General features: G+C 50.3%; 25 protein-coding genes. 5 read left to right on the plus strand and 20 right to left on the minus strand.

Going from position 1 to position 23768, the window contains the following annotated elements; genetic code table 11:
- Positions 1-71: 71 nt before the first annotated feature.
- Genes FRZ59_RS02220 through rfbC form a run of 3 tightly spaced genes read left to right on the plus strand, consistent with a single transcriptional unit; the run spans position 72 to position 2806 of the window.
- Positions 72-1910, plus strand: a complete 1839-nt coding sequence (locus FRZ59_RS02220) for a tetratricopeptide repeat protein (protein ID WP_132127497.1) — start codon at positions 72-74, stop codon at positions 1908-1910.
- Between the two features lie 31 nt (positions 1911-1941).
- Positions 1942-2250, plus strand: a complete 309-nt coding sequence (locus FRZ59_RS02225; protein ID WP_158640502.1) for a DUF4286 family protein — start codon at positions 1942-1944, stop codon at positions 2248-2250.
- A 13-nt stretch (positions 2251-2263) separates the two neighbouring features.
- Positions 2264-2806 (plus strand): dTDP-4-dehydrorhamnose 3,5-epimerase, encoded by a 543-nt coding sequence (rfbC, locus tag FRZ59_RS02230; protein ID WP_132127495.1) that lies wholly within the window; start codon positions 2264-2266, stop codon positions 2804-2806.
- 784 nt (positions 2807-3590) lie between these two features.
- Here the strand turns inward: rfbC and FRZ59_RS02235 are convergent.
- The 20 genes from FRZ59_RS02235 to FRZ59_RS02330 form a co-directional block, all read right to left on the minus strand.
- A complete protein-coding gene (locus FRZ59_RS02235; RefSeq protein ID WP_225975147.1) occupies positions 3591-4286 on the minus strand; it encodes a DUF2461 domain-containing protein in 696 nt (231 codons plus the stop codon).
- Positions 4255-4650, minus strand: a complete 396-nt coding sequence (locus FRZ59_RS02240) for a DUF983 domain-containing protein (RefSeq protein ID WP_225975148.1) — start codon at positions 4648-4650, stop codon at positions 4255-4257. The genes FRZ59_RS02235 and FRZ59_RS02240 overlap by 32 nt, the downstream gene beginning before the upstream one ends.
- 11 nt (positions 4651-4661) lie before the next feature.
- Positions 4662-4931, minus strand: coding sequence for a hypothetical protein (locus tag FRZ59_RS02245; RefSeq protein WP_132127493.1), 270 nt, complete (start codon positions 4929-4931; stop codon positions 4662-4664).
- A 34-nt stretch (positions 4932-4965) separates the two neighbouring features.
- Complete coding sequence (locus FRZ59_RS02250; protein WP_132127492.1) at positions 4966-5502, minus strand: DUF420 domain-containing protein; 537 nt, start codon at positions 5500-5502, stop codon at positions 4966-4968.
- On the minus strand, positions 5489-6157 hold the full coding sequence (locus FRZ59_RS02255; RefSeq protein ID WP_132127491.1) for a hypothetical protein: 669 nt from the start codon (positions 6155-6157) through the stop codon (positions 5489-5491). The genes FRZ59_RS02250 and FRZ59_RS02255 overlap by 14 nt, the downstream gene beginning before the upstream one ends.
- Before the next feature lie 5 nt (positions 6158-6162).
- Entirely contained in the window at positions 6163-6498 is a 336-nt protein-coding gene (locus tag FRZ59_RS02260; protein ID WP_132127490.1) for a cytochrome C oxidase subunit IV family protein, read from the minus strand.
- Positions 6499-6518: 20 nt separating this feature from the next.
- Positions 6519-7187, minus strand: coding sequence for a cytochrome c oxidase subunit 3 (locus FRZ59_RS02265; protein WP_192901590.1), 669 nt, complete (start codon positions 7185-7187; stop codon positions 6519-6521).
- 22 nt (positions 7188-7209) lie between these two features.
- Positions 7210-7791, minus strand: coding sequence for a cytochrome c oxidase subunit 3 (locus FRZ59_RS02270; RefSeq protein WP_132127488.1), 582 nt, complete (start codon positions 7789-7791; stop codon positions 7210-7212).
- Positions 7788-8690 (minus strand): heme o synthase, encoded by a 903-nt coding sequence (cyoE, locus tag FRZ59_RS02275; RefSeq protein ID WP_225975149.1) that lies wholly within the window; start codon positions 8688-8690, stop codon positions 7788-7790. Before cyoE ends, FRZ59_RS02270 begins: the two co-directional genes overlap by 4 nt.
- Positions 8680-9747, minus strand: coding sequence for a COX15/CtaA family protein (locus FRZ59_RS02280; protein ID WP_132127487.1), 1068 nt, complete (start codon positions 9745-9747; stop codon positions 8680-8682). Before FRZ59_RS02280 ends, cyoE begins: the two co-directional genes overlap by 11 nt.
- Before the next feature lie 37 nt (positions 9748-9784).
- The gene (locus tag FRZ59_RS02285; protein ID WP_132127486.1) at positions 9785-11686 is read right to left on the minus strand and encodes a cytochrome c oxidase subunit I; all 1902 of its coding nucleotides are present in this window, start codon (positions 11684-11686) and stop codon (positions 9785-9787) included.
- A gap of 19 nt (positions 11687-11705) precedes the next feature.
- On the minus strand, positions 11706-12884 hold the full coding sequence (locus FRZ59_RS02290; protein ID WP_132127485.1) for a cytochrome c oxidase subunit II: 1179 nt from the start codon (positions 12882-12884) through the stop codon (positions 11706-11708).
- Positions 12885-12901: 17 nt separating this feature from the next.
- The gene (locus FRZ59_RS02295; RefSeq protein WP_132127484.1) at positions 12902-14104 is read right to left on the minus strand and encodes a quinol:cytochrome C oxidoreductase; all 1203 of its coding nucleotides are present in this window, start codon (positions 14102-14104) and stop codon (positions 12902-12904) included.
- A gap of 21 nt (positions 14105-14125) precedes the next feature.
- Positions 14126-14719 (minus strand): c-type cytochrome, encoded by a 594-nt coding sequence (locus FRZ59_RS02300; RefSeq protein WP_132127483.1) that lies wholly within the window; start codon positions 14717-14719, stop codon positions 14126-14128.
- 38 nt (positions 14720-14757) lie between these two features.
- Positions 14758-15276: a DUF3341 domain-containing protein gene (locus FRZ59_RS02305; RefSeq protein WP_132127482.1), complete on the minus strand. Its 519-nt coding sequence runs from the start codon at positions 15274-15276 to the stop codon at positions 14758-14760.
- Positions 15269-16729 (minus strand): NrfD/PsrC family molybdoenzyme membrane anchor subunit, encoded by a 1461-nt coding sequence (gene nrfD, locus FRZ59_RS02310; protein ID WP_132127481.1) that lies wholly within the window; start codon positions 16727-16729, stop codon positions 15269-15271. Before nrfD ends, FRZ59_RS02305 begins: the two co-directional genes overlap by 8 nt.
- Before the next feature lie 24 nt (positions 16730-16753).
- The gene (locus tag FRZ59_RS02315) at positions 16754-19885 is read right to left on the minus strand and encodes a TAT-variant-translocated molybdopterin oxidoreductase (RefSeq protein WP_132127480.1); all 3132 of its coding nucleotides are present in this window, start codon (positions 19883-19885) and stop codon (positions 16754-16756) included.
- 20 nt (positions 19886-19905) lie between these two features.
- Positions 19906-20568 (minus strand): cytochrome c3 family protein, encoded by a 663-nt coding sequence (locus tag FRZ59_RS02320; RefSeq protein WP_225975150.1) that lies wholly within the window; start codon positions 20566-20568, stop codon positions 19906-19908.
- Positions 20568-21308 (minus strand): c-type cytochrome, encoded by a 741-nt coding sequence (locus FRZ59_RS02325; protein ID WP_147698212.1) that lies wholly within the window; start codon positions 21306-21308, stop codon positions 20568-20570. Before FRZ59_RS02325 ends, FRZ59_RS02320 begins: the two co-directional genes overlap by 1 nt.
- A gap of 217 nt (positions 21309-21525) precedes the next feature.
- Entirely contained in the window at positions 21526-22506 is a 981-nt protein-coding gene (locus FRZ59_RS02330; RefSeq protein WP_132127478.1) for a deoxyhypusine synthase family protein, read from the minus strand.
- 115 nt (positions 22507-22621) lie between these two features.
- On the opposite strand from FRZ59_RS02330, the gene FRZ59_RS02335 reads away from it, so the two are divergent.
- Complete coding sequence (locus tag FRZ59_RS02335) at positions 22622-23611, plus strand: BamA/TamA family outer membrane protein (protein WP_147698213.1); 990 nt, start codon at positions 22622-22624, stop codon at positions 23609-23611.
- 14 nt (positions 23612-23625) lie between these two features.
- Positions 23626-23754 carry a hypothetical protein gene (locus tag FRZ59_RS19350; protein ID WP_262713150.1) on the plus strand — a complete coding sequence of 43 codons (129 nt, stop codon included), beginning with the start codon at positions 23626-23628 and terminating at the stop codon, positions 23752-23754.
- Positions 23755-23768: the final 14 nt, after the last annotated feature.

Below are 23768 nucleotides of genomic sequence, written 5' to 3' on the forward strand. Positions count from 1 at the left end.
CTGTTTCGGCTTTTAAGTAATTGATTTATTGTCCATTAGAATGGCCAGCGGATTTTTTGTAATTTTAACCTGTGAAAAGGACCTTTGCTATCTGCTGTTTTATACTCCTGCACCTTGCGGCAGGGGCTCAGTCCAGCCGGGACGAAGCGCTCGCCGACCAGTTTTTCCGCGAAGGGGACTATGCAAAAGCGGCGGAACTATACCGGCAGCTCTATGCCGGAGATAATTCGGAACAGTATTATGGAAGGCTTGTCAACACGCTTATTTACCTGAAGGAATTTGAAGCCGCTGAACAGGTAATCCTTGAGCAGTCCGCCGCCGCTCCGGGCGATTACCGATACCAGCTGGACCTGGGCAATCTTTACAACAAAAGCGGGAATCCTGAAAAAGCGGGAACGCATTTTGAGGCGGTCCTGAAAAATCTTCCGGCCGAAAGCCATCTGGTTTCAGGGATCGCCTATTCCCTTTACAATTACGGTGAAAATGAACTGGCCGTTAAAGCCCTTTTGAAAGCGCGGGAGGGTTCAGGGGACCCTACCTCCTTCAGCTTCGAACTGGCGCGGCTGTATTACCTGGATAAGCAGCCTTCCAGCATGATCCATGAGCTGCTTACACTTGTTGAAAGACGCCCGGAATACCTGGAGAACATAAAGGGCCAGCTGCAGTTTTACCTGCAGGACGAAAAGGAGTTTATACTACTGCAGGAAATGCTGGAAAAACGAATGAAGCGAAACGATGGCAATCCCGTATATTCCCGCCTGCTCATCTGGCGGCTTCTGCAGCAAAAAGAATTTGAAAAGGCGCTCGACCTGGCGATCGCGATGGACAAAAAAGAAGAGCAGGGGCAGCACCTGCTGCAAATAGCGGGCATATGTTCGGCCAATGAAGCGTTTGGAACGGCGGCCAGGGCATACACTTACCTCATGGATAAGGGAGAGGCAAGCCCCTGGTATCCTGCCGCGCGCATCCATTTCCTGGACGCCAAAAGAAAGCACCTGCTATCAGGCAAGTATAAGCCGGCAGACCTGGAGGCCCTGGAAAAAGGATATGAAGCCTTGCTGCAGGACCTCGGTAAAAACAAGGGCACAGCTCCCGTCATGAAGCAGCTGGCACTCCTGAAAGGCCGGTACCTGGGTAAACTGGACGAGGCCGTTTCACTCCTGGAAGAAACCGTTACGGTAGCCGAAGACGCCTCTTTCCGGGCGGAATGCAAGCTGGAGCTGGGCGATCTTTATATCCTGGCAGACGACGTGTGGGAAGCCACTTTAATTTACGGACAAGTAGAAAAGGAGTTCAGGGACAGCCCGCTGGGCCAGGAAGCACGATTCCGCAATGCGCGCCTTTCTTATTATATCGGCGAATTTGAGTGGGCAAGGGGACAGCTGAACGTATTAAAAGCAGCGACCTCACAACTGATGGCCAACGACGCCCTTAACCTGAGCCTGCTGATCAGCGAGAACCCAGGCCCCGACAGCAGCTACGGAGCCCTGCGCATGTATGCCCGTGCAGAACTGCTTGCATTCAGGCACCTTCCCGGGGAAGCCCTTTCGACACTGGACAGCATCAACACACGTTTTCCGGGCCATGCCCTGCATGATGATATACTCATGGCAAGGGCCGCTATTTTTATTCAGCAGGGACAGGTCGAGGAGGCTGCCGGCACGTTTACCCGGGTGATTGAAGATCACGAATTCGGTATATGGGCAGACGATGCGCTCTTCAAACTGGGAACTCTTTACGAACAACAGCTGAAAGATCCCAAAAAGGCGATGGAATACTATGAAAAATTACTGCTGCAGCACTCCGGAAGTTTATACATTACCGAAGCCCGGAAGCGTTTTCGCACCCTCCGGGGAGACCTGCCCCCGGCATCCGGGGAAGAATTTATCAATGAACCTGTCCGCTTTTAAAGCCGATTCGCCTATTTTTGCAAAAAAAACCATGATCCTATATAATATTACGGTTAACGTAGAAACCGGTATCCAGCCGGAATGGCAGAACTGGATGCAGAACCACTACCTTCCCGAGCTGATGAAAACGGGGGCTTTCAGCGCCTGCAAGCTTTGCCGCTTAATCGATTCCCCCAACGAAGGAGTTACGTACAGCATCCAGCATTTATGCGGCTCCCTGCAGGATTATAAAGCTTACCAAAAAGAATATGGCGAAAAATTCCGCCAGATGCACACCGCTCAGTTCCCGGACAAGTTCGTCAGTTTCGAATCATTAATGGAAGTCGTCGAAGAATACTAAATCAAGCTATCGCATGCAAATTACTCCAACGCCCCTTGAAGGTGTGCTGATCTTTGAACCACGCGTTTTTCATGATTCACGCGGCTATTTCCTTGAAAGTTTCAACAAAAAAGTACTGAAAGAAAACAACCTGGCCTTTGATTTTGTGCAGGACAACCAATCCCTGTCCCAACAGAACACCCTGCGCGGGCTTCATTTCCAGGCGCCCCCCTACGCCCAGGCAAAACTGGTACGCGTTGCCCGGGGCGCCGTTCTGGACGTAGTGGTGGATATCCGGAAAACCTCCCCTACCTACGGCAAACATTTCAGCATTGTCCTTAGCGATGAAAACAATCTCCAACTCCTGATCCCGGAAGGATTCGCCCACGGCTTCCTGGTCATAGAGAACAACACGGTCTTCGTCTATAAATGTTCACAGTATTACCATAAGGAATCCGAGGGCGGCATTTTCTGGGCCGACAAACACCTGGCCATTGACTGGGGTACCGATAATCCTATTGTTTCGGAAAAAGACCAGCTTTTGCCGCAGTTCGATAGCTTTGAATCACCTTTTTAAATTTTTAGTTCAAGGTTTAAAGTTCAAAGTTTGTAGTTTCAAGTTTTTAGTTTAAAGTTCAAAGTTCAACGTTTAGCGTTCAAGGCCTATAGTTTAAAGTTCAAAGTTTTTAAGTTTAGGGCTCAGAGTTCGGTTCAGGGTTCGAGGTCCGTCTGGTCGAGGTTTTTAGTTTCTTGTTTTTAGTTCAAGGTTTAAAGTTCAAGGTTCAACGTTTAGCGTTCAAGGCCTATAGTTTAAAGTTCAAGGTTCAACGTTTTTGATTTAAAAGCTTTTAGCTTGAGGGGCAAAGTTAACGCTCTGAATAGACGGAAAGCTTGGCTTTGGGCTTGAATTCTACCTATCGCGCCGGGCAGCAACAATTGATACATGATCCTTCCACGGGCCTACGTCACTCGAATTCAAACCAATCGGCTGCGGAGCAACTTTAAACGAACGCAAGGCACCCCTAAAATCTGAACTTTAAAACTTTAAACTTTAAACTGTTGCAAAACAACATTGGAACTTTAAACTGTAAATGGTTGCGAAGCAACTTTGAAACGTTAAACTTAAACGGTTGCAAGCAACCCTGGAACCTCAAACTGTTGCGAAAAACTGTTGCGAAGCAACTTTGAAACATTAAACTTAAACGGTTGCGAAGCAACCCTGGAACCTCAAACTGTTGCGAAAAACTGTTGCGAAGCAACTTTGAAACTAAAAACTTTAAACTTTAAACTGTTGCGAAGCAACATTGGAACTTTAAACTGTTGCGAAGCAACAATGAAACATTAAACGGTTGCGAAGCAACCTAAAACTGTTGCGAAGCAACATCAGTAGCTGAGCGCAGGAACTGGTTCAGGGGCGCAAGGGCGGCCCAGCCTGCGGCAACCGTGCGGGCAGCCTTGGGAGTGGTAAGCACCATATCCTTGAAAGGATGGCTTACAGTGAAACTTTTCAGTTTAAGAAGGGCGATCTCGGGATGATCTTTGGGGTAACCTTGCGGGGCTGTTTTCAAGGCGTGTTCTTCGTCCAGCCCGCCGAAGTATTTACGGAACGAGTTTGCTTCCAGTAGTTGTTTGAGGGCTGTGCTGTTATAATCGATCTCCTGCCGGATAGCTTTGAGGTCATCCGCGGGCGGCATCCAGTAGCCCCCGGCGAGAAAGGAGGCCCCGGGCGTTATGTGCAGGTAATAGCCGGGCCCATTGCTGTTCCTGCCGGAAGGGCATAGCCATAAGCCCATATGGGTTTTGTAAGGGGTTTTGTCCTTGCTGAAACGGGTGTCCCTGTAAATGCGGAAGAGGCAATTTTTGGGAAGCAGGTCCGCCAGCAAGGGGTCGAAACGGGAAGCTTCCCGGATGAGTGCAGCGGTAAACGCTTCGACATCTTCTTTGGCCGCCAGGTAAGCCGTTTTATTCGTGTTGAACCATTCCCTGTTATTGTTTCGTGCGAGGTTCCCGAGAAAGTCCAGTGTACTATTTTGCAGCATGGTAGGTTCTGTCGGCATAAGAGCGGTCAAATTTTATTGGAGAGATCCAGTAAAGCATGAGTACGCGGGCATACCTGAAATTTATGGGCATCAGGAGAAATATTGCCGCCACCAGTATCCCGACATACGTCCAGGGTCCCGGATCATTGAGGATGAAGCTGGTAAGAATGGCCACGCCAACCATCTCGGCAACATTCAGGGCATAGCTGAAATACATGGCGCCCCAGAAAAAGCCGGGTTCTATCTCGAATTGAAGATTACATTCCGGGCAGCGCTTGTTCATCACGCTGAACTTCCGGTGAAAGGCAGGATGAGCGAACATTTTCCCCTGCCTGCAGCGGGGGCACCGGCACATTAAAATTGCTTCGGTTTTTGACACCATGATGCAGGTAATTAGTTCAAGCTGATGTTTTTATCTTCCACCTCCATGATGATGTTCTTCTTCCGGTACTTTTTATACCACAGATAGCCTATTCCCATCACCGCGAGGTAAGGAATGGCCAGCATATAAAGTATGCCGGTATTAAGCCCGCTGGCTTCCTTACTTCCCTCGTTGGAAGCGCTGTTCACCGTAGAACCGCACATAGCGCACTGTGCATCCGCCGTGAAGTTAACGCCGGAGAACAACACGATGAGGCAGGCCAATAATAAGAACTTCTTCATTTCCTTTGATAACATTTTCCTTAACGAACTGTTTTCAAAAACTGTAATATGGCGAGATCAGCAGGTAAACCGCCACTCCGCTCATGGTCACGTACAACCATATCGGGTAACTCCACCTTACTAATTTACGGTGCTTACTGATATTACCCATTAAGCCGTGATAAAAAGAAAGCAGCACCAGGGGCAGTACCAGCGCCGCCAGGATAATATGAGAGATGAGAATGACCAGGTACGCCGGCCGGAAGGGATTGTCCGCAGGGTACTTTGTTTCCGGCACATAAAAGTGAAAGGTCACATAAGAAATCAGGAATAGCGCGGAAAGCACGAAAGCGGTCAGGTTGATCCGCTTGTGCATAAGAATGTTCTTCCGCTTGATAAAATAAAGCGATACCAGCAGCAACAGGCAGCATGTGCCGTTGATAAAAGCGTTCAGGCCGGGGAGCAGGTAAATAAAGGACGGGAAGGTCTCCGGAACGGGCAGGAGCCGCCGGTTCAACACCACTACGGTTGCCAGCACCAGCAGGGAAACAGCCAGTACAATTCTGAAAACTAATTTATCATTCGTTATCATCCCGGTTCATTTCTTCTTTCCACAATACAGAAATCTCGTCTTCCAGTGTATCTGTAGCAAAATAGGAAGTGCCGTCATAGTATCCCCGGATGCGCTTCCGGCTGTCTATTAATACCAGGGTATCGCTCATGGGCAAACCTGTACCGCTGCTGCTGTTCGGCGCAAACAAAAGGCCTTCCCTCATAACTTTTCCGATAGCAGCCTCCGGCATACGCAGCCTCAGCCACTTTTCTCCCTCACCTGCATAACTTAGCAACAGTTCTTCAGAAGGTGTAATGGTTTCCGTGCTGTCAGTAGCAATAAAAGCAACGAACTTCAGCCGCTTTAGGTCATAATAGGTTTTCGCCAGGCGTACCATATTCACCGCCAGCGTTTCTGCCTCGGCGCTGACCGGCCCCCGGAGAAAACCAGCCACATACATCTTACTGTCAAGTGCCGGGACTTCACCGCCTGGAGAAATAAAACGGGAAAGATTAAACTTAAACCAGGCCGAATCGGGAAGGCTGTCGGAGAGTTCGATTGCTCCTTCAGGCCCGTAAACCGGTAAACTATGATAATAATTGGTACCGGTTCGCAGCAGCATGTAGCATATTCCTGGGATCACCAGCACAAACAGCGCCAGAACGGTTTTTTTAAGACGCTTTGAAAGGCCCATTCATATCAGCGGATTAGCAGCCAATAATCGCCTTCATGCAGCAGGGCGCCGATGATACCCAATATAAGTATCAGCGGTACTACGATAAGGTAGATAAGAAATAGCTTTTCGAACTTGAGGTGCATGAAATAGGCCACGATATAAAAGGCCTTGGCCAGGGTCAAAACAATATAAAGGATGTTTTTGATCGAATGCGGCATAAAGCTTTCAGGAATGGCCAGGGCAATGACGAACTCAATTACCGTAAGGCCCAGCAGGATAAAGAACACCTTCCAGATGTCTCCCCTTGTCATGCTTGCATGTTCCGCATCGTGCGACTGTGAATGTTCAGCTGCCGTCATATCTGTTCAGAATTATTTTATTATACCAGGTAAAAGAACGTGAATACAAATACCCATACAAGATCTACAAAGTGCCAGTAGAGTCCTACCTTTTCCACCATCAGGTAATGCCCCCGGCGTTCATAGGTACCTTTTAGTACATTAATAAGAATAATGATATTAATGATCACCCCGGTGGTAACGTGAAAACCGTGAAAGCCGGTAATGGTGAAAAAGAGATTGCTGAAATTCACATTGTGTTCGGTAGGAATACGCCCCCACCAGTAGCCTTCATGATGAAGATGAGCCCATTCATAGGCCTGGCAGGAAAGGAACGCGATCCCCCCCAGAATGGTCCAGACCATCCACTTGGTCACTTCTTTTTTTGATCCGCGATGGCCGGCTTCCACAGCCAGTACCATAGTAACGCTGCTCATGATCAGGATAAAAGTCATGATCCCGACGAAAACCAGCGGTGCGCCGCTGGGAATGAACGGCGCGGACTGAAACACCACGTCCGGATCAGGCCAGTTATCGCTGTTGCTAAAGCGGATAGCTCCGTAAGCAGATAACAGCGCCGAAAAGGTAAAAGCATCTGACAGGAGGAAAAACCACATCATCAGCTTACCGTATTCAATGGAAAAAGGAGACTTGCCTCCTCCCCAGGAGCTGCCGGTTTTCAATTCTTCTGCATTGGTTACTGCACTCATTATTTTAATTTGAAAATGGTTTTCAGCGGTTCAAAAGTAAAAAAACATACAGATATATCCATAGAATATCTATAAAATGCCAGAACACGGATGTTACTTCAAAACGCAGGTTCTGTTTTATCTGCGCGATGTTCCTGTACAATCCGGTCAGGCAGGAGGCGATCAGGCACAGGCCGGCGACAATATGCAGGCCATGAAATCCCGAGATCACATAAATGTAGGATCCGGACACGTGCCCGGCAAAGTACATATTCATTTCAGTAAGCCGGACCCAGCCGCCAACCTGGCAGACAAGGAACCCTATGCCCAGCAGCATGGTGATCCATAATGCGAGCTTTGCCTTCCCGAAATGAAGGCGTTTGGCGGAAACCCGCGCCCAGTGCATGGACGCGCTGCTCAGCACGATCAGGGCGGTGGATACCATAAATATCCGGGGCAGTTCAAAAGTGATCCATTCCCCGGCTGCCAGGAGACTTACCCGGCTAACAATAAAACCGCTCGTCCAGCCTCCGAATAACATTATGGAACTTGCTACAAACAGCCACACAATAAACTTAAGCGGGCGCACATTTATGAGCGGCTCCTTTTTCATGGCGATCATCATATCATTTTATCTATCATCAATACCAGCTGAATAACAGGCAGGTAAATAAATGAACCAAACATCACCTGGCGGGCATGTTTATCCTCGCAGGTACGCAGCAGGCGGATGGACTGGGCCAGCAGCATCAGCCCCATACCAATAGTAACGACATAAGTTACCGCGCCGCCGAAACCGAAATACACGGGCAGCAGGCTCACAGGCAGCAATAACAGGGTAGCAACCAGGATGAACATGGCGCTGCCGCGGTTCCTGCCCGACCGCAGCGGCAATAAATGGTAATCCGCCTTGCGGTAATCCGCATCAGCTACCCAGGCGATGGCCCAGAAATGCGGAAATTGCCACATAAACTGTACGGCAAAAAGCAAGCCGGGCAGCAGGCCGTACTCACCGGTTGCGGCAACCCAGCCAAGCAAGGGAGGCATAGCGCCGGGTATGGCGCCAATATATACAGCTATCGGCCCTTTTTTCTTCAGAGGCGTATATACAAAAGAATACAGGACGAGTGACAGGGCGCCGAACAAAGCAGTCAGCCAGGTCGTAAAAAACCCCAGGATCAGTACTCCGCTGATGCCCATGAACACACAAAGGGCAATCACTTCCGCCGAACTCATCCTGCCCGTAGGAAGGGGCCGGTTGCGGGTGCGGTTCATAAGCCCGTCTGGCTGTTTTTCAATTACCTGGTTGAAGCCGTTGGCCGCACCGGTTACCAGGAAGCCGCCGATCACCAGCATGATCAGCCGCGACCAGTCGATTGCTTCCGTACTGGCCAGCACAAATGCGATGACGGCAGAAAAAACAACCAGCATCGACAATCTGAGCTTTACCAATTGGGAAATATCAGCGAATTTCCGGCCAAGGGCCACCGGGAGCTTTTCTTCGTATCTCTCTTCAGCTATCACGATCTATAACGCTTAATTTTCTATTGTAAATTCTGTAAACAAAGTAAAACTGCAATCCAAACACCACACAGGATACCAGAAGGTGCAGTGGTTGCAGTACCGGGAGTAAACCAAACCTTGATAAAAGTATTCCCGACACAATCTGCAGCACTATCAACAGGAACCCGGCCATAAAAACATTCCGGAGCCGGCTTCCTTTTTCAAATGTCCTTCGCACCAGCCAGGCACCGAACAAAGCGGCCGCCATAACCGCCAGCGCCAGGTCCCGGTGGATATTAAAAATATTTCCGGTCCGGGCCACCCAGCTATCGCGAAACTGGTAATCGTATGCTTCAGCTATGCTATCGATCATTTCCCTCACCTGTGTGCCAATGACAATCTGCGCGAGGGTAAGGAGCATCAATAAAAGCATAATTGCCTTTACGCCTTTCAGCCCCTTCGCTGACCATATTCTTAAGGCCTCCTGCCTGCCTTTCACCAGCAGGCGTGCGTAAATAAGCAGCAGCACAATCGCCAGCGCCAGCAGCATATGTATCGTGATCAGCCCCGGGAAAAGATTGGTGGAAACCACGATAGAGCCCAGCCAGCCCTGAAAACACACCAGCAGGAACGTGAAGAGACTCAGCCAGGTCACGCGCCTGTGTGTATGAAAAAGCTGCAGGGAAAACAGCAGGGTAAGAAAAATAAATATTCCAATCAGCACTCCGACTACGCGGTTTAAATATTCAATCCAGGCCTTTACCGGGTTGAAATAAATATGCTCCCCTGCCGCATGTTCTTCTGAAAGCTCGCCATGCGGAATGCCCAGTTTATCCAGCATACTGTAAAAGCGCGCGTTTTTATCAAGCCGCTTTTGTGTAAGCTGCTCTGCATAGTCCGCCGGCAGCTGACTCTCGTCCGCGGGAGGAACCCAGTTGCCGAAACATTGCGGCCAGTCGGGACATCCCATGCCTGAACCGGTACTTCTGACAATTCCCCCGACAAGGATCAGCACATAAACTGCAATGATCGCTGCCAGGCTCCATACCAGAAATCGCTTTTCAGGTTTCGAATACATTACAGCACCGCGTCCGTCGACTCTTTAAATCCCTGCCTTATTCCTTGGCAGGCGTACGTTCCTCTTTAGTCCCTTTGTAAAACTCATGGCTAAATCCTTCCGCATCCCCGTGGAAGCCGAAATCATACGGCACATTCGAGCTGATGGTTTGTGAATAAGGTACGGTTTGCGGTATATAATCGTCCTCCGCTCCCGGCTTGCTGTAATCATATGGCCAGCGGTGTACATGAGGAATATCTCCCGGCCAGTTGCCGTGGATGCGCTCTACAGGAGTAGTCCATTCGAGCGTATTTGACTTCCAGGGATTCTGCGTCGAAGGCTCTCCCTTAAAGATGCTCCGGAAGAAGTTATAAAGGAAGATCAGCTGCGCTGCACCGCCGGCAATAGCCGCCACGGTAATGAGTTTGTTCACCTGTATCCATTCCTCGAACATGCCAAAGGCCGTAAACTCATAGTAACGCCGGGGAACCCCGTCAAGGCCCAGGAAGTGCATAGGGAAGAATACCAGGTAGGCCGCCACGAAGGTTAGCCAGAAATGGAGATAACCCGCCCTGCTGCTCATAAGTCTGCCGAACATTTTCGGGAACCACTGGTAAATACCGGCGAACATCCCGAAAATCGCCGCGCTGCCCATTACCAGGTGGAAATGCGCAATTACAAAATACGTATCATGAAGGTTGATATCAAGCGCCGAGTTCCCCAGCCAGATTCCCGTAAGGCCGCCTGAAATGAAGAAAGACACCATCCCGATGGCGAACAGCATCTGCGGCGTAAAATGAATATTACCGCGCCAGAGCGTAGCAATATAGTTGAACGCCTTTACGGCCGATGGCACCGCAATGATCAGCGTGGTGATCATAAACACGCCGCCCAGGAAGGGGTTCATCCCCGAAACGAACATATGGTGCGCCCATACGATAAAGGAAAGTCCGGCAATAGCCAGCATGGACATGATCATGGCACGGTAACCAAAAATAGGCTTACGTGAATTTACGGACAGTACTTCGGAAACAATCCCGAAGGTAGGCATGATCACGATATATACCTCAGGGTGTCCGAGGAACCAGAACAAATGCTGGTACAGAATGGGGCTGCCGCCTGTATTCGGTAAGGCTTCCCCGCCGATAAAAATATCCGACAGGTAAAAACTGGTACCAAAGCTCCGGTCAAAGATCAGCAGCACCACTGCTGCCACGAGTACCGGGAAGGAAAGCAGCCCAAGTACGGCTGTCAGGAAGAGCGCCCATACGGTAAGCGGCATTTTGGTCATGGTCATTCCCTGCGTGCGCATGTTCAATACGGTACTGATATAGTTAATACCGCCCAGCACCTGGGAAATAATGAACAGGAAGATGCTGATCAGCCAGAAGGTCATTCCGAGGCCGGAACCGGGAATCGCCTGCGGCAGGGCGCTAAGGGGAGGATATACCGTCCAGCCCGAAGAAGCAGGCCCGGCTTCCAGGAAGAATGAGCCCAGCATTACAATACTTGCCGCCAGGAAAAACCAGTAGGACAGCATATTCATAAAGGGCGAAGCCATGTCCCTTGCGCCAATCTGAAGGGGGATCAGCAGGTTCGCAAAGGTTCCGCTCAATCCGGCGGTAAGCACGAAGAACACCATAATGGTGCCGTGTATAGTTACAAGAGCGAGATAAAAGCTGGGGCTGATACGCCCCCCTTCGGCGAATCTTCCTAAAAGCACTTCCAGGAAAGGAAACGTCTGATCGGGATAAGCGAGCTGAATCCGGAAGAGCAGCGACAGGCCCATTCCGACGATCCCCATTACAATCCCCGTGATCAGGAACTGTTTGGCGATCATTTTATGGTCCTGGCTGAACACATATTTTGTCAGGAAGGTTTCCTTATGATGATGCCCGTCCGGGGTATGCGCTAAGTTATCGTGCAGTCCGGTTGGTTCATGTGTCACAATTGTTGCCATGTCTAAATCTCTTCTACTGTTAATTAATGTTCAACGCCAATGATTTGTTTTCCGGCGAAGACGCTGTGTCACCGGACTGTGCATTCTGCAACTGCTCCTTCATATCTCCGCTGTAGAAGGGCTGCTGCTCCTTCAGCCATTGCTGGTAGTCCATCTCCGAAAGTATGGTTACCTTCATGGACATATTATAATGGGAGGAACCGCATATTTTATTGCAATAGAGCATGTAATTGAACTCAGCATTCCCGGTTTTCTCCTTCATTTCTTCCGTAGTAAGCGTAGGCGTAAAATAAAAGAAGGTAGGCATCCCGGGCACTGTATTCATCTGTACCCGCAGCGTAGGGATATAAGCGCTATGGATCACGTCCAGGGCGCCGAATATCATTTTCACCGGCTTCCCTACCGGAAGTACCAGTTCGGAAGGCATCAGGTCATCCTGAGAGGTCTGGTTCGTAAAGTCGACACCCAGCGCGTTTACCGAATTGATCAGCTTGTAATCCCTTGGGCCGAGTTCGCCGTCGCTGCCCGGATACCTGACCAGCCAGTTGAACTGCCGCCCTACCACTTCCACCACCAGCGGGTCCTTGGCCTGCTTATTGGGATTGGTCATCCGGTTCCAGTTTACCCAGCCGAATACCACCAATAAGGTCAGCACCACGGCCGGCACAGTGGTCCAGATAATCTCCAGTTTATCATTATGCGGATAGAAGAAGGCTTTCCTGCCCTTCTTCTGCCGGTATTTAAAAGCAAAGCCCAGCAAAAGAATATGCGTGACGACGAACACGAACATGGTAATAACGAAAGTCGTAATATACATGCTGTCCCAGCTCTTACCGTGTTCGGAAGCCGCATCCGGCAGGGTCAGGGCGCCGTGTACCTTTATCTCCCAAAAGGAAAAGTAAATGCCCGCGATAAGGAAGACAAAGAACAAACCTCCGTTTATTGCGTTCCAGGGAATATTCTTCCTTGTCCCTGCCGCCTCCGTACTTAATTCATATACCTGCAGCACACGACCGATAATGATCAGCGCCTGGCCAATCAACACGATCAGTACCGCGTAAAAAAGAACTGTCAACCATACGCCCCCACTTTCTGAAGCAGTATCGCCAAACTCACCGGGCTGTGCGGCTAAAAGCGCATTAGTAAAAAAGCACAGCGCCAGGGCTAACAGAAAAGATAATTTATTTCGCAGCGACATCTCGAAGATTTAAACTTTTATATATGATGGTGTAAACTCTCTTCCATATAAGGGTGATTCCTGGCATAAAGAGGAGCTTTGCTCAGTGCCTTGAGTACCAGGAAGGCAAACAAACCGGCATATCCGATGAACGTTCCCAGTTCCAGGTAACCAAACTCGCGCTCGGTCCCCATCATCCCCGGCATGATCATCAGGTAAAGGTCAAGCCAGTGGGCGCAGATAACCAGGAGGCAAACGTATTTTACCGTTTTCAGTTTTCTTTTCGCATCCCTGGTCATAAAGAGCATAAAGGGCGCGAAAAAGTTCAGGACAAAGCTAAGCCAAAACCAGAAACGGTATGTTCCCGTCCACCTTTTGTAGAAATAAACAACCTCTTCAGGGATGTTTGCATACCATATCAGCAGGAGCTGGGCAATAAAAATATAGGCCCAGAAAATAGTGAATGCAAACACGAACTTCCCGATATCATGAATATGACTTTCATTAACGGCGGTAAAGTATCCTTTTTCTTTCAGCGAAGTTACGATAAAACCAATGGTTGCCAGCCCGCTCACCCAAAGTGCAGCCAGGTTATACCAGCCGAACATCGTGCTGTACCAGTGCGTTTCAATGGACATGATCAGGTCAAAGGCAAACAGGGGAAACGTGAAATTGAAGATAGCGCAGAAGATGGCGGAATAAACGATACCCTTTTTAAAGTACCGCAAGCCGCCTTCAAAGTCTTCTTTAAGTGAAAACTGACGCAGTTTCCAGGCAAAAAAGCCCCATACCAGCATAAATCCTATGACCCTTGCCATAAACATGGGAACGTTCATATAGCTGGTCTTCCCGGCTATAATGGGATCATATTCCGGGCTGGCCGGATCCGAAAGCGCGGGGTCCGCCCAGTGATGATACAGGTTATGCGTACCCAAACCCGCCGCCAGCACAATCACCAGGAGAATGGCGGCATAAGGAATCACGGCCATGAAGGCCTGGGGAACACGCAGAATATTGGTACCCCAGCCGGCCTGGGCTATGTATTGAATGGCGCAGTACATCACTCCCGAAAAAGCGATCAGCACCATGTAGTAATTATTGAGCAGCAGGTTGGCCCAGGTACGTTCGGTATCGCCGGTAATAAAGCCGGCAGCGATACAGATCACCCCAACAGCAACCATCGCAAGGCTGATGGTCTTTGTTTTGCCTGAAAACTCATATTGTTCGTTCTGTAACTGCATTCTGAAATACGTTTACCAATATTATAACTTTTGTAATTCCTGTACATACAATACGATCTTCCACCTTTCCTCCGGGGTGACCAGGGAAGCATGCGGCCCCATCACGTTATAGCCGTAGGTAATGGTATGATAGAGCATACCGGGAGTATATTCGATGAGCGGTCCGCCCGTACGGGCACGTACACCCGTCGCATCATTGAACTTAGGCGGAGGTGTCGGATAATTCCCGTTCACAACCACTCCTCCGTCAGCCTGCCCTGTTTCGCCATGGCAGTGGGAGCAGTAAGAAAGATAAAGCCCCTTTCCCTGTGCGAGGGCGCCTTTTGTGCCGGCGAGAGGATTCGTCGTAAAAGCCCGTCCGGCAGCCACGAAGCCCGAATCTTCCTTGGCATAAGGAAAGTAAAACTCCTCCTCGGCCCGTACCGTTCCCTCAGGGGGCAGCTGCGCGGTTCTGCCGTCAGCAAATGCGGAATTCGGCTGATCCGGATTATAAGCTACCGGTTCATACATTTGGGGAGCATATTCCCATCCGGGTTTCCGCCGGACCTTTGAACAGGATACCAGTATCAAAGCCGCAACAAATGCACTTAAAAATAAAATTCCGGCTCTCTTCATTTTAATGTCTTCAAATTATTCACAGAATCAATTTCAAATCAGTAAGCAGCTTCCTTTTGCTTGATCTCCACCGCTCCCGAATCGCGAAGCAGGGAATTTATACCTTCAGGATCTTCCGCATCATTCAGGGAAACGGCCACTACAAAGCGGTCATCCGTTGCCCGTTCATCCATGATCCGGGGAGTCGAACCGGGAATATTGCGGTTCACGATGAAAAACGTAAGCCCCATACCGTAGGAAGCAAACAAGACCGTCATTTCAAAACAAATAGGAATAAAGCTGATGATCGGGAAGTTTGGTTTTCCGCCAATGTTCATGGGCCAGTCATACGTGATCATGTACCACATCATCAGGAATGCACAGGAAACGCCCAGGCAGCCGAAGCAAAAAGCGGCAATATCCAGCCTGGAGCGCCTTACCCCAACCAGGTTCTCCAGCCCGTGTACCGGGTAGGGGGTATAGACATCGTGTATCTTTATTCCCGCCGATTGCAGGCGCCCGATACCGGATTTCAGTATATCCTCGTCGTCATAGAGGGCTACTGCATATTTATTCATGATTCTCTCCTTTCCTGACATTTGTTGTTGCTGCAATAACCACTCCCCCTGTTTCAGGCGAGAACTGGTAGGTCTTCCCTTCTTTGGCCGCCATACGCTTTTTTGCCGCTTCGCTGGAATTCCTCAGCAGCAGTTTCACCTCAGCCATCGCTACACCGGGCAGGAACTTAATAAAAAGCATAAACAGGGTAAAGAATACCCCTATGGATCCGACGAATACGCCCACATCGTAGAAAGTAGGATGGAACATCGCCCAGCTGGAGGGAAGGAAATCCCTGTGAAGCGAAGTAACGATAATTACAAAACGCTCAAACCACATCCCGATATTTACCACGATAGAAATAAAGAAGGTGAAGGCCAGGCTTGTACGAAGCTTTTTGAACCACATTAACTGCGGAGAGATCACGTTGCAGGTCATCATAATCCAGTAAGCCCACCAGTACGGTCCGGAAACCCGGTTAAGGAAAAGGTATTGTTCATACTCCACGCCGGAATACCAGGCGATGAAAAGCTCCGTCAGGTAGGCGGCGCCAACGATGGACCCGGTGACCATGATGATAATATTCATCAGCTCAATATGGTAGAGGGTAATATAATTTTCAAGCCTCATTGCTTTCCGGGCTACCAGGAGCAGGGTCTGCACCATGGCAAAACCGGAAAAGATAGCGCCCGCCACAAAATAAGGCGGGAAGAGCGTCGCATGCCAGCCAGGGATCAGGGAGGTGGCAAAGTCCATGGATACCACCGTGTGTACGGAAAGTACCAGGGGTGTTGCCAGGCCCGAAAGAATAAGCGAAACCGCCTCGAAGCGAACCCAGGAACGCGCCGAGCCCGTCCAGCCGAAACTTAAAAAGCCGTATACTTTTTTTGCTACACCTTTTGCCCGGTCGCGGATAGTGGCGATATCAGGCAGCAGGCCGATATACCAGAACAGCAGCGATACCGAGAAATAGGTGGAGATCGCAAATACGTCCCATACCAGCGGCGAGTTAAAGTTTACCCAAAGGGAGCCGTACTGGTTTGGCAACGGCAAGGCCCAGTAAAAAAGCCAGGGCCGCCCCATATGGGTAAAGATATAGGTGATGGCGCAGATTACGGCGAAAAGCGTCATGGCTTCCGCCGAGCGGTTAATGGAATTCCGCCAGTTTTGCCGGAACAGCAAAAGGATGGCAGAGATCAGCGTCCCTGCATGCCCGATACCTACCCACCAGACAAAGGTGGTAATGTCCCATGCCCATCCAACGGTTTTGTTAAGGCCCCATGCACCTATACCAACCGTCATTGTATAGCCGGCGGAATACAGCCAAAGGCAAAGCCCCAAAAACGAGAAGATAAAGCCTATCCACCAGGCTTTGGTGGGTTTTCCTTCTACAGGTCTGCTGATATCCTCCGTGATATCGTGCAGGGAAGGATTGCCAGTAACAAGTGGTGTTCTTATAATTGATTCGTGCATAGCTAAATCCGGTTCCTAATTAAATTATCCTAACCTGAGCAGATCCTTGTAAATATTCTCCTGGTGCTGATTTTCCTTTTTCTTATCATGGTCATGCCCGTGTCCCTCTTCGGCGTGGGCAGCCTTTGTCTTATTCCTCACCAGCGTCATGTACCCGATTCCGGGCTGTACGTTGTACTCGGCCAGCGCATAGTAAACGCGGTCATCTTTGAGCAGCTGACTTACCCTGCTTTCGGGATCGTTGATATCGCCGAAGGTAATGGCGTCGGCCGGGCAGGAAGTAGAGCAGGCGGTTTCGATGTCCCCGTCCTTAAGAGGGCGTTTCTCCATCTTCGCCTCCAGTTTGCCAGCCTGGATCCGCTGCACGCAGAAGGTACATTTTTCCATAACTCCCCTTGAACGGACCACCACATCGGGGTTAAGGGCCAGCTTGCCCAGGTCATTGTTCATATAATAATCAAAGGCGTCGTTATTGGCATAGTTGAACCAGTTGAAACGGCGTACCTTGTAGGGGCAGTTGTTCGCGCAGTAACGGGTACCGAAGCAGCGGTTATAAGCCTGCTGATTCAGGCCGTCAGAAGAGTGCATCGTGGCAAGCACCGGGCAAACCGTTTCGCAGGGTGCATGGTCGCAATGCTGGCAAAGCATCGGCTGATGCACTACTTCGATGTTTTCCGGGTCTTCCTCATCAACCGCGTAATAGCGGTCAATACGGATCCAATGCATTTCCCTCCTGCGCCTTACCTCATCCTTTCCTACTACCGGCACATTGTTCTCCATGCTGCAGCTCACCACGCAGGCGCCGCATCCGGTGCAGGAATTCAGGTCAATAGCCATTCCCCAGTGATGACCGGGCTTGCTATGTTCATCCCATAAAGAGTAGTAAGGATTATTCGGGTCCTCGCCTTCTTTTAGCTTATCGTGATTATGATTGGGATTGCTTCCCGCGTTATGATCTTCGGAATATTGTGCAAACGTCGTTTCCCTTACCGTATCCCGGCCTTCCACGCTATGGTGCATCTGGGTTTGGGCAAGTTCGTATATATCGCCGGTAGGAGTCACGCTGACCCCGGCTGCATAACGAAAGGCCCCGTTTGAAAGATTGACAAAAGGATAGGCATTTTTACCTACGTTATTGCCGGCTTTTCCGCAATGCGTACGTCCGTATCCCAGGGCAACCGATACGGTTCCAGCGGCCTGGCCGGGTTGGATCAGTACCGGGAGCTGAACGGAATAGGAAGCCGACTTCAATTCCACTACATCCCATTGCTTCACGCCCAGTTCCAAAGCGGTCTGGGGAGAAATAGCCGCGTAATTGTCCCAGGTTACTTTTGATACCGGGTCGGGCAATTCCTGCAGCCAGGGATTATTGGCATGACGGCCATCGCGCATAGCGGGCTTCTCATAAAGTGAGAGTTCAAACTCGCCTTTAAGCGAAGCGGCAGCCTGGATGATGGCCCTTGCAGGCGAACTAAGATCCTGCGAAAAAGTATAGGCGGCCGCACCGGCGGTTACCGGAAGTACCGCTACCCCTTTTTGAAGAAGAAGCGTCCAGTTATGCGCCGCATCCGTGCCTTCTCCTCCCGCTGCGGGAAGTATATTAGCTTCCCAGTGATCCTGGATATAATCCTCCCACCGCATCGGGTTCAGCATCCAGGCGAGCAGGCTTTGCTGCATTTGCCGGGTATTGAAAAGAGGGTTAATGGTAGGCTGGGCAACATAATAAGCGCTTGGGCGCGGCTGGTAATCATTCCAGGATTCAAATGGATTATGATCCGGAGCAAGTATGTTGCAATGCGCCGCAGTTTCGTCCACCCTGTCCGAGAAGGACACCTTCATCCGCACATTTTTAAGGGCTTCAATAAATTTACCCGCTTCCGGATAATCGTATGCCGGGTTTACTCCGTGGAAAAACACCGCGCCGATCTCTTTACGGCCCATCCGGTCAAGCAATGCGGCAAAAGCAGCCTCATCACCCTGATGAGTGAAATGCGGATTATCCAGATCTATTGTGGTACCGTAACTACCCAGAAGGGAATTAATGGCATTTACTACCGTTTGAACGGCAATGTCATTTACGCCACAAACTACCAGGGCGCTTCCTTTTGCCTCCCAGAGCGCTTCGGCAGCCTCTGTAATCTTCTTCGTCGCCGTCTGAGGCAGTTCGCCAGCCTGCAGGCCGGCTGCTCCCGCCCGTTTTGCAATTTCATTATACAGGGCAAGGGCGGCTGTTCCATGTTGTGAAGGCTTCAGCGGAATACGAATGTCCGCGTTCGTCCCGGTCATTGAAAGCCCGCTCTCGATATGGATATGCCTGGACATCACCCCTTCTTCCCTGATCGACTTCACGTTGCGCCTGGAAACATACTGCTTTGAAAACTCCACCGGAGAGATCCAGGTACCCAGGAAATCCGCACCAAGGCTCAGGATCACAGAAGCCTGGTCGAACCGGTAGGACGGCAGTACCGCTTTTCCGAAGCTGTTCTGATTCGCCTTTATAATAGCTGAATGCGAAACCGGTTCGTAAACGACATGCTCCGTATTCGGGTATTTCTGTATAAATTGGGCTATAAGCGCTTTAGTTGAAGGGCTGATGATGGTTGAGGAAAGGATAACAGCGTTTTTCCCTTCCGAATTAAGGGAATTCATCTGGGATACCACGACATTATCCACATCATCCCAGCTGGCTTCCTGCTCGTTCATAACCGGCTCCTTCAGGCGCCCGTTGTCATAAAGGGTAAGCAGGGAAGCATGCCCTACTGCATCCACACCGCCTTTGGCAATGGGGCAGGCAGGGTTACCCTCAATCTTAATAGGACGGCCTTCGTGTGTTTTCACCAGTATCCCGTACCCGTCCGGCAGAGCGGATGCGTAATAATCGGGGACACCCGGGGTTACACCTTCCGGCTTTACCAGGTAAGGCACCGCCTTGCGCACAGGCGCCCTGTTACAGGCGGCCAGCGTGGCCGTTCCCACCCCGAATCCGATCATTTTCAGGAAATCGCGGCGAGGGGTAACGGTATTTTTATTGATCTCTTCCACAAGGGCCTCCACGGGGAGGTCCTCCGCAAATTCCCGCTGCTTCGATTCCTGATATTCGGGAGTGTTATAAAGCTCCTCGAATCCTTTCCAGTACTTTTTCGTCAGTTTTTCCATTTACAATGGCTAATAAACAATCAATAATGGCATCTTGCACATTCGATGCCGCCCAGATCAGCTACAGAAATCCCCTCACCACCTTTTTTCATCTGCTCATGAGCTGCCAGGATCTTATCATAGTATGCGTTATCTTCTGCATGGATCACTTCGGTTTCGCGGTGGCAATCCACACACCACTTCATGGTCAGCGGGGAGAATTGGTAGATCTCTTCCATTTCCGCAACCGGCCCGTGGCAGGCGTAGCAAACCGGGTCGTCTGCTTTCAGTCCTTTGGCTTCCCGGATGGAGGCTTCCGCAACGGTCACGTGCTGGGAATGGTTGAAATAGGCAAAGTCGGGAAGATTATGGACCCTGATCCATTCAACCCCTTCGGGATTGTCGCCGTACTCGCCCGTTGCCGGGTCGTAGTCAAGCGCTTTATATATTTTTGCGATCTCCGCCTCCGCAGTCGGAGAATCGCTTCCCTGTCCGTTTGCCACATTATGACAATTCATACAGGTACTTAGTGAAGGAATAGTTGCGTTCTTGCTTTTCCAGGCGCCCCCATGACAGTAGCGGCAGTCAATTTCCATGGCGCCGGCATGCAGGTCATGCGGGAAACGAATAGGCTGTGTAGGTTGGTAATACTGTTCCACACCTACGTTCCACATGACGTTCCAGCTCAGGGCGGAACCGGCCATCAGCACGACCAGGATGGAAACAGCAATGAATTTCTTATTGCGGGCCAGCTTTTTAAGGCCCCCATATAATCCTTTTTGGCCGTTACTTCAGGCGCTACCTCTACTCCCTGGTTCTTCAGGATCACTCTTTTTAACGAACCGATGGTGCGGTTCAGGACCAGGGTAACCAGGAACAGGAGTGCAGCCAGCACAAGCAGGCCGATCACGGTAATGCCGGAAGTCCCCTTGTCTTCCGCCTGTTCTGCACCGCCAGCCGCGGGGGCGGCAGGCTGCTGCAGCGCCTGGGTTTCCGCCTCTATATAAGACAGGATATCAATGACCTCCCCTTCCGATAACTGGGGGAAAGGAGGCATGGGAGACTGGTTGTATTCTTCGAAAATGGCTACGGCTGCCGGATCGCCGCTGGCAACCATCCCGGGGGAATCGTGGATCCAGTTGATGAGCCATTGCTGATCATGACGCTGGTTCACGCCTGCAAGGGCAGGTCCGGTGATCTTCCTGTCCAATGCATGACAGGCGGCGCAATAGCTGCTGAATAAGGTTTCACCGTTGGCAATATCTCCTGCAATGGAAGCACCTCCGGTAGCTACGGTATCCTGCATGGCGGCAGCGGTATCGCTGGCAGGGGCCTGAGGCTCCTGCGCCGTTGCTGAATAAGTGAAAAAGGTGAATAACAGGAAGAAGGAAAATGCGAATCCGGATAATCTCCGCGTGAAACAGATGGAAGAGTTATGACTCATTGCTGCGTATATCTATCTCTTGTAAAATAGTCTTTAATGTGTGTCAAAGTACGTTTTTGCGGCACGTGACTTTGGGATGACAAAAATATGACATAAAAAATTATTTATCGCAGGTACCCCCCGATTTTAATAATTTATAATCATTCTAAATTGATTTTTCAATTTTTTTTATTTAATTTTTTGGCCTATGTCCTTTCGGCATACTGCTGCTATCCAATTACATATCAAGCAGCCATGCAAAGATCAGCGGCGCCACAATCGTGGCATCTGACTCAATTACATACTTAGGCGTATGGATATCGAGCTTGCCCCAGGTGATCTTTTCGTTGGGAATGGCCCCCGAATAAGATCCGTAGCTCGTGGTGGAATCGGAAATCTGGCAGAAATAACTCCAAAACGGAATGGTTTCCATTTCAAGATCCTGGTAAAGCATAGGCACTACACAAATGGGGAAATCGCCGGCGATACCGCCTCCGATCTGGAAGAAACCCACGCCCTTGCCTTCCGAATTTTTGATATACCAGTCCGCGAGCCAGGTCATGTACTCAATCCCGGACTTCACGGTGGCGGGCTTCAGTTCCTTTTTAAGGCAGTAGGAAGCAAAGATATTTCCCATCGTGGAATCTTCCCAGCCGGGAACTACAATGGGAAGGTTCTTTTCCGCGGCCGCCAGCATCCAGCTGTCTTTCGGGTCAATCTCGTAGAATTGTTCCAGGTCGCCCGAAAGCAGCATCTTATACATGTACTCATGCGGGAAGTACCGCTGCCCACTCTCCTCGGCGTCCTTCCACTGGCGGAAAATATACTTCTGCATGCGGCGGAAAGCTTCTTCCTCGGGAATACAAGTATCGGTAACCCGGTTATAGCCCTTTTCCAGAAGTTTCCACTCCTCTTCCGGGCTCAGGTCCCGGTAGTGTGGCACCCGCTTATAGCTGTTATGCGCCACCAGGTTCATGACGTCTTCTTCCAGGTTGGCCCCGGTACAGGAGATGATCTGGACCTTGTCCTGCCGGATCATTTCCGCCAGGATCTTCCCCATTTCCGCCGTACTCATGGCGCCGGCCAGGGTGATCATCATTTTACCTCCTTCGGCAAGATGCTGCTCATACCCCTTCGCCGCATCTACCAGGGCGGCGGCATTGAAATGGAGGTAATACTTTTCAATGAAGGCGGAAATTGAATTACGGGTTGTATCCATTTTGAGAAATTCTTCGTAGAATGAACAGGATATTGTTTCCTGATGCGGCAAAAATAGAAATTTTATCCTATATATGTTTATTATACTTTTGTAACGGGGACAAACCCAGCTTTTTATGAGGAAGATTCTGTTTTTACTGCTGATAACTTCAGCCATGAATGGTTTTGCGCAAGAGGATACGCTTTTTAGGAAAAACAGCTTCATCCCACTTCCTGTTTTCGGCTACTCGCCGGAGAAAGGATTCGAATTCGGCGCGGGCATGTACTACGCGTTTTACACCGATAAAAGGGACCCGGTTCCGCTCACCAGGAACTCAACAATGCAGGTTTCGGGCACCTTTTCTACCGAAAGCCAGTACAAGCTGGACCTGAAAGCGGATCTCTGGACCCCGGGAAACACCTGGCATATTCAGCCGCAGGTCCGCTACCACGATTCCCCCTTCAACTTTTACGGCCTTGGCGACACCGCCCTGAACAGCCTCAAGTCAAGGGTAAACAATGAACAATACAAGATAAGCCTGACTGTTGAGCGGCTCCTGCTGAAGAACTTCTACGGGGGCGTTTCCTTTCTCTACCAGAAAGACGAATTTTCTTCCCGGGACAATGAAGGGATCTATCCTTCCCTCCCACTTATTGATAAGGAAGGAGGCCATGCTACTTTTTTAGGCATTTCCGCGGTATACGACAACCGTGACAACCAGAATTATACGAGAGAAGGCGCCTTTCTGCGTCTCAGCATGAGCTATACGCCCCCGGTCTGGAGCAAGCGGGAACTTACCACCATTTCCCTGGACGGCCGTTACTTCCGGACGCTCTCCAAGCACTTAACCATTGGAACCAATGCCGTGTACAGCACGCTTCAGGGAAAGGAACGCCCGTTTTACTTTTTGCCATCCATGGGCAGCGGGCAGATCATGCGGGGTTACCAGGGGGCCGTTACCGTGATCAAAGCTACCTGGCCATGCAGGCCGAACTGCGTTATTTTATTGATCCCGGCATCCGGATCAAGCTGCCTTTCCTGGATGACACCCCCAGCTTCGCCCTGGCAGCGTTTGGCGGCGGGGGATCGGTATTCAGGAACGGCAATTTCGACCCCGGGCGGCTGAAACCAAATTATGGCGTGGGCATCCGGTATTTCTATGACGAAGTATCCCGGCTCACCCTCCGGATGGATTATGGCTGGGGAGAAAAGCGGGCGGGAGAACCGCGCCAGGGCGCATTATACCTATCTGTCGGGGAGGCGTTTTAAGCTTCCTGGCATCT

It is taken from the genome of Anseongella ginsenosidimutans (assembly GCF_008033235.1).
Lineage (GTDB): Bacteria > Bacteroidota > Bacteroidia > Sphingobacteriales > Sphingobacteriaceae > Anseongella > Anseongella ginsenosidimutans.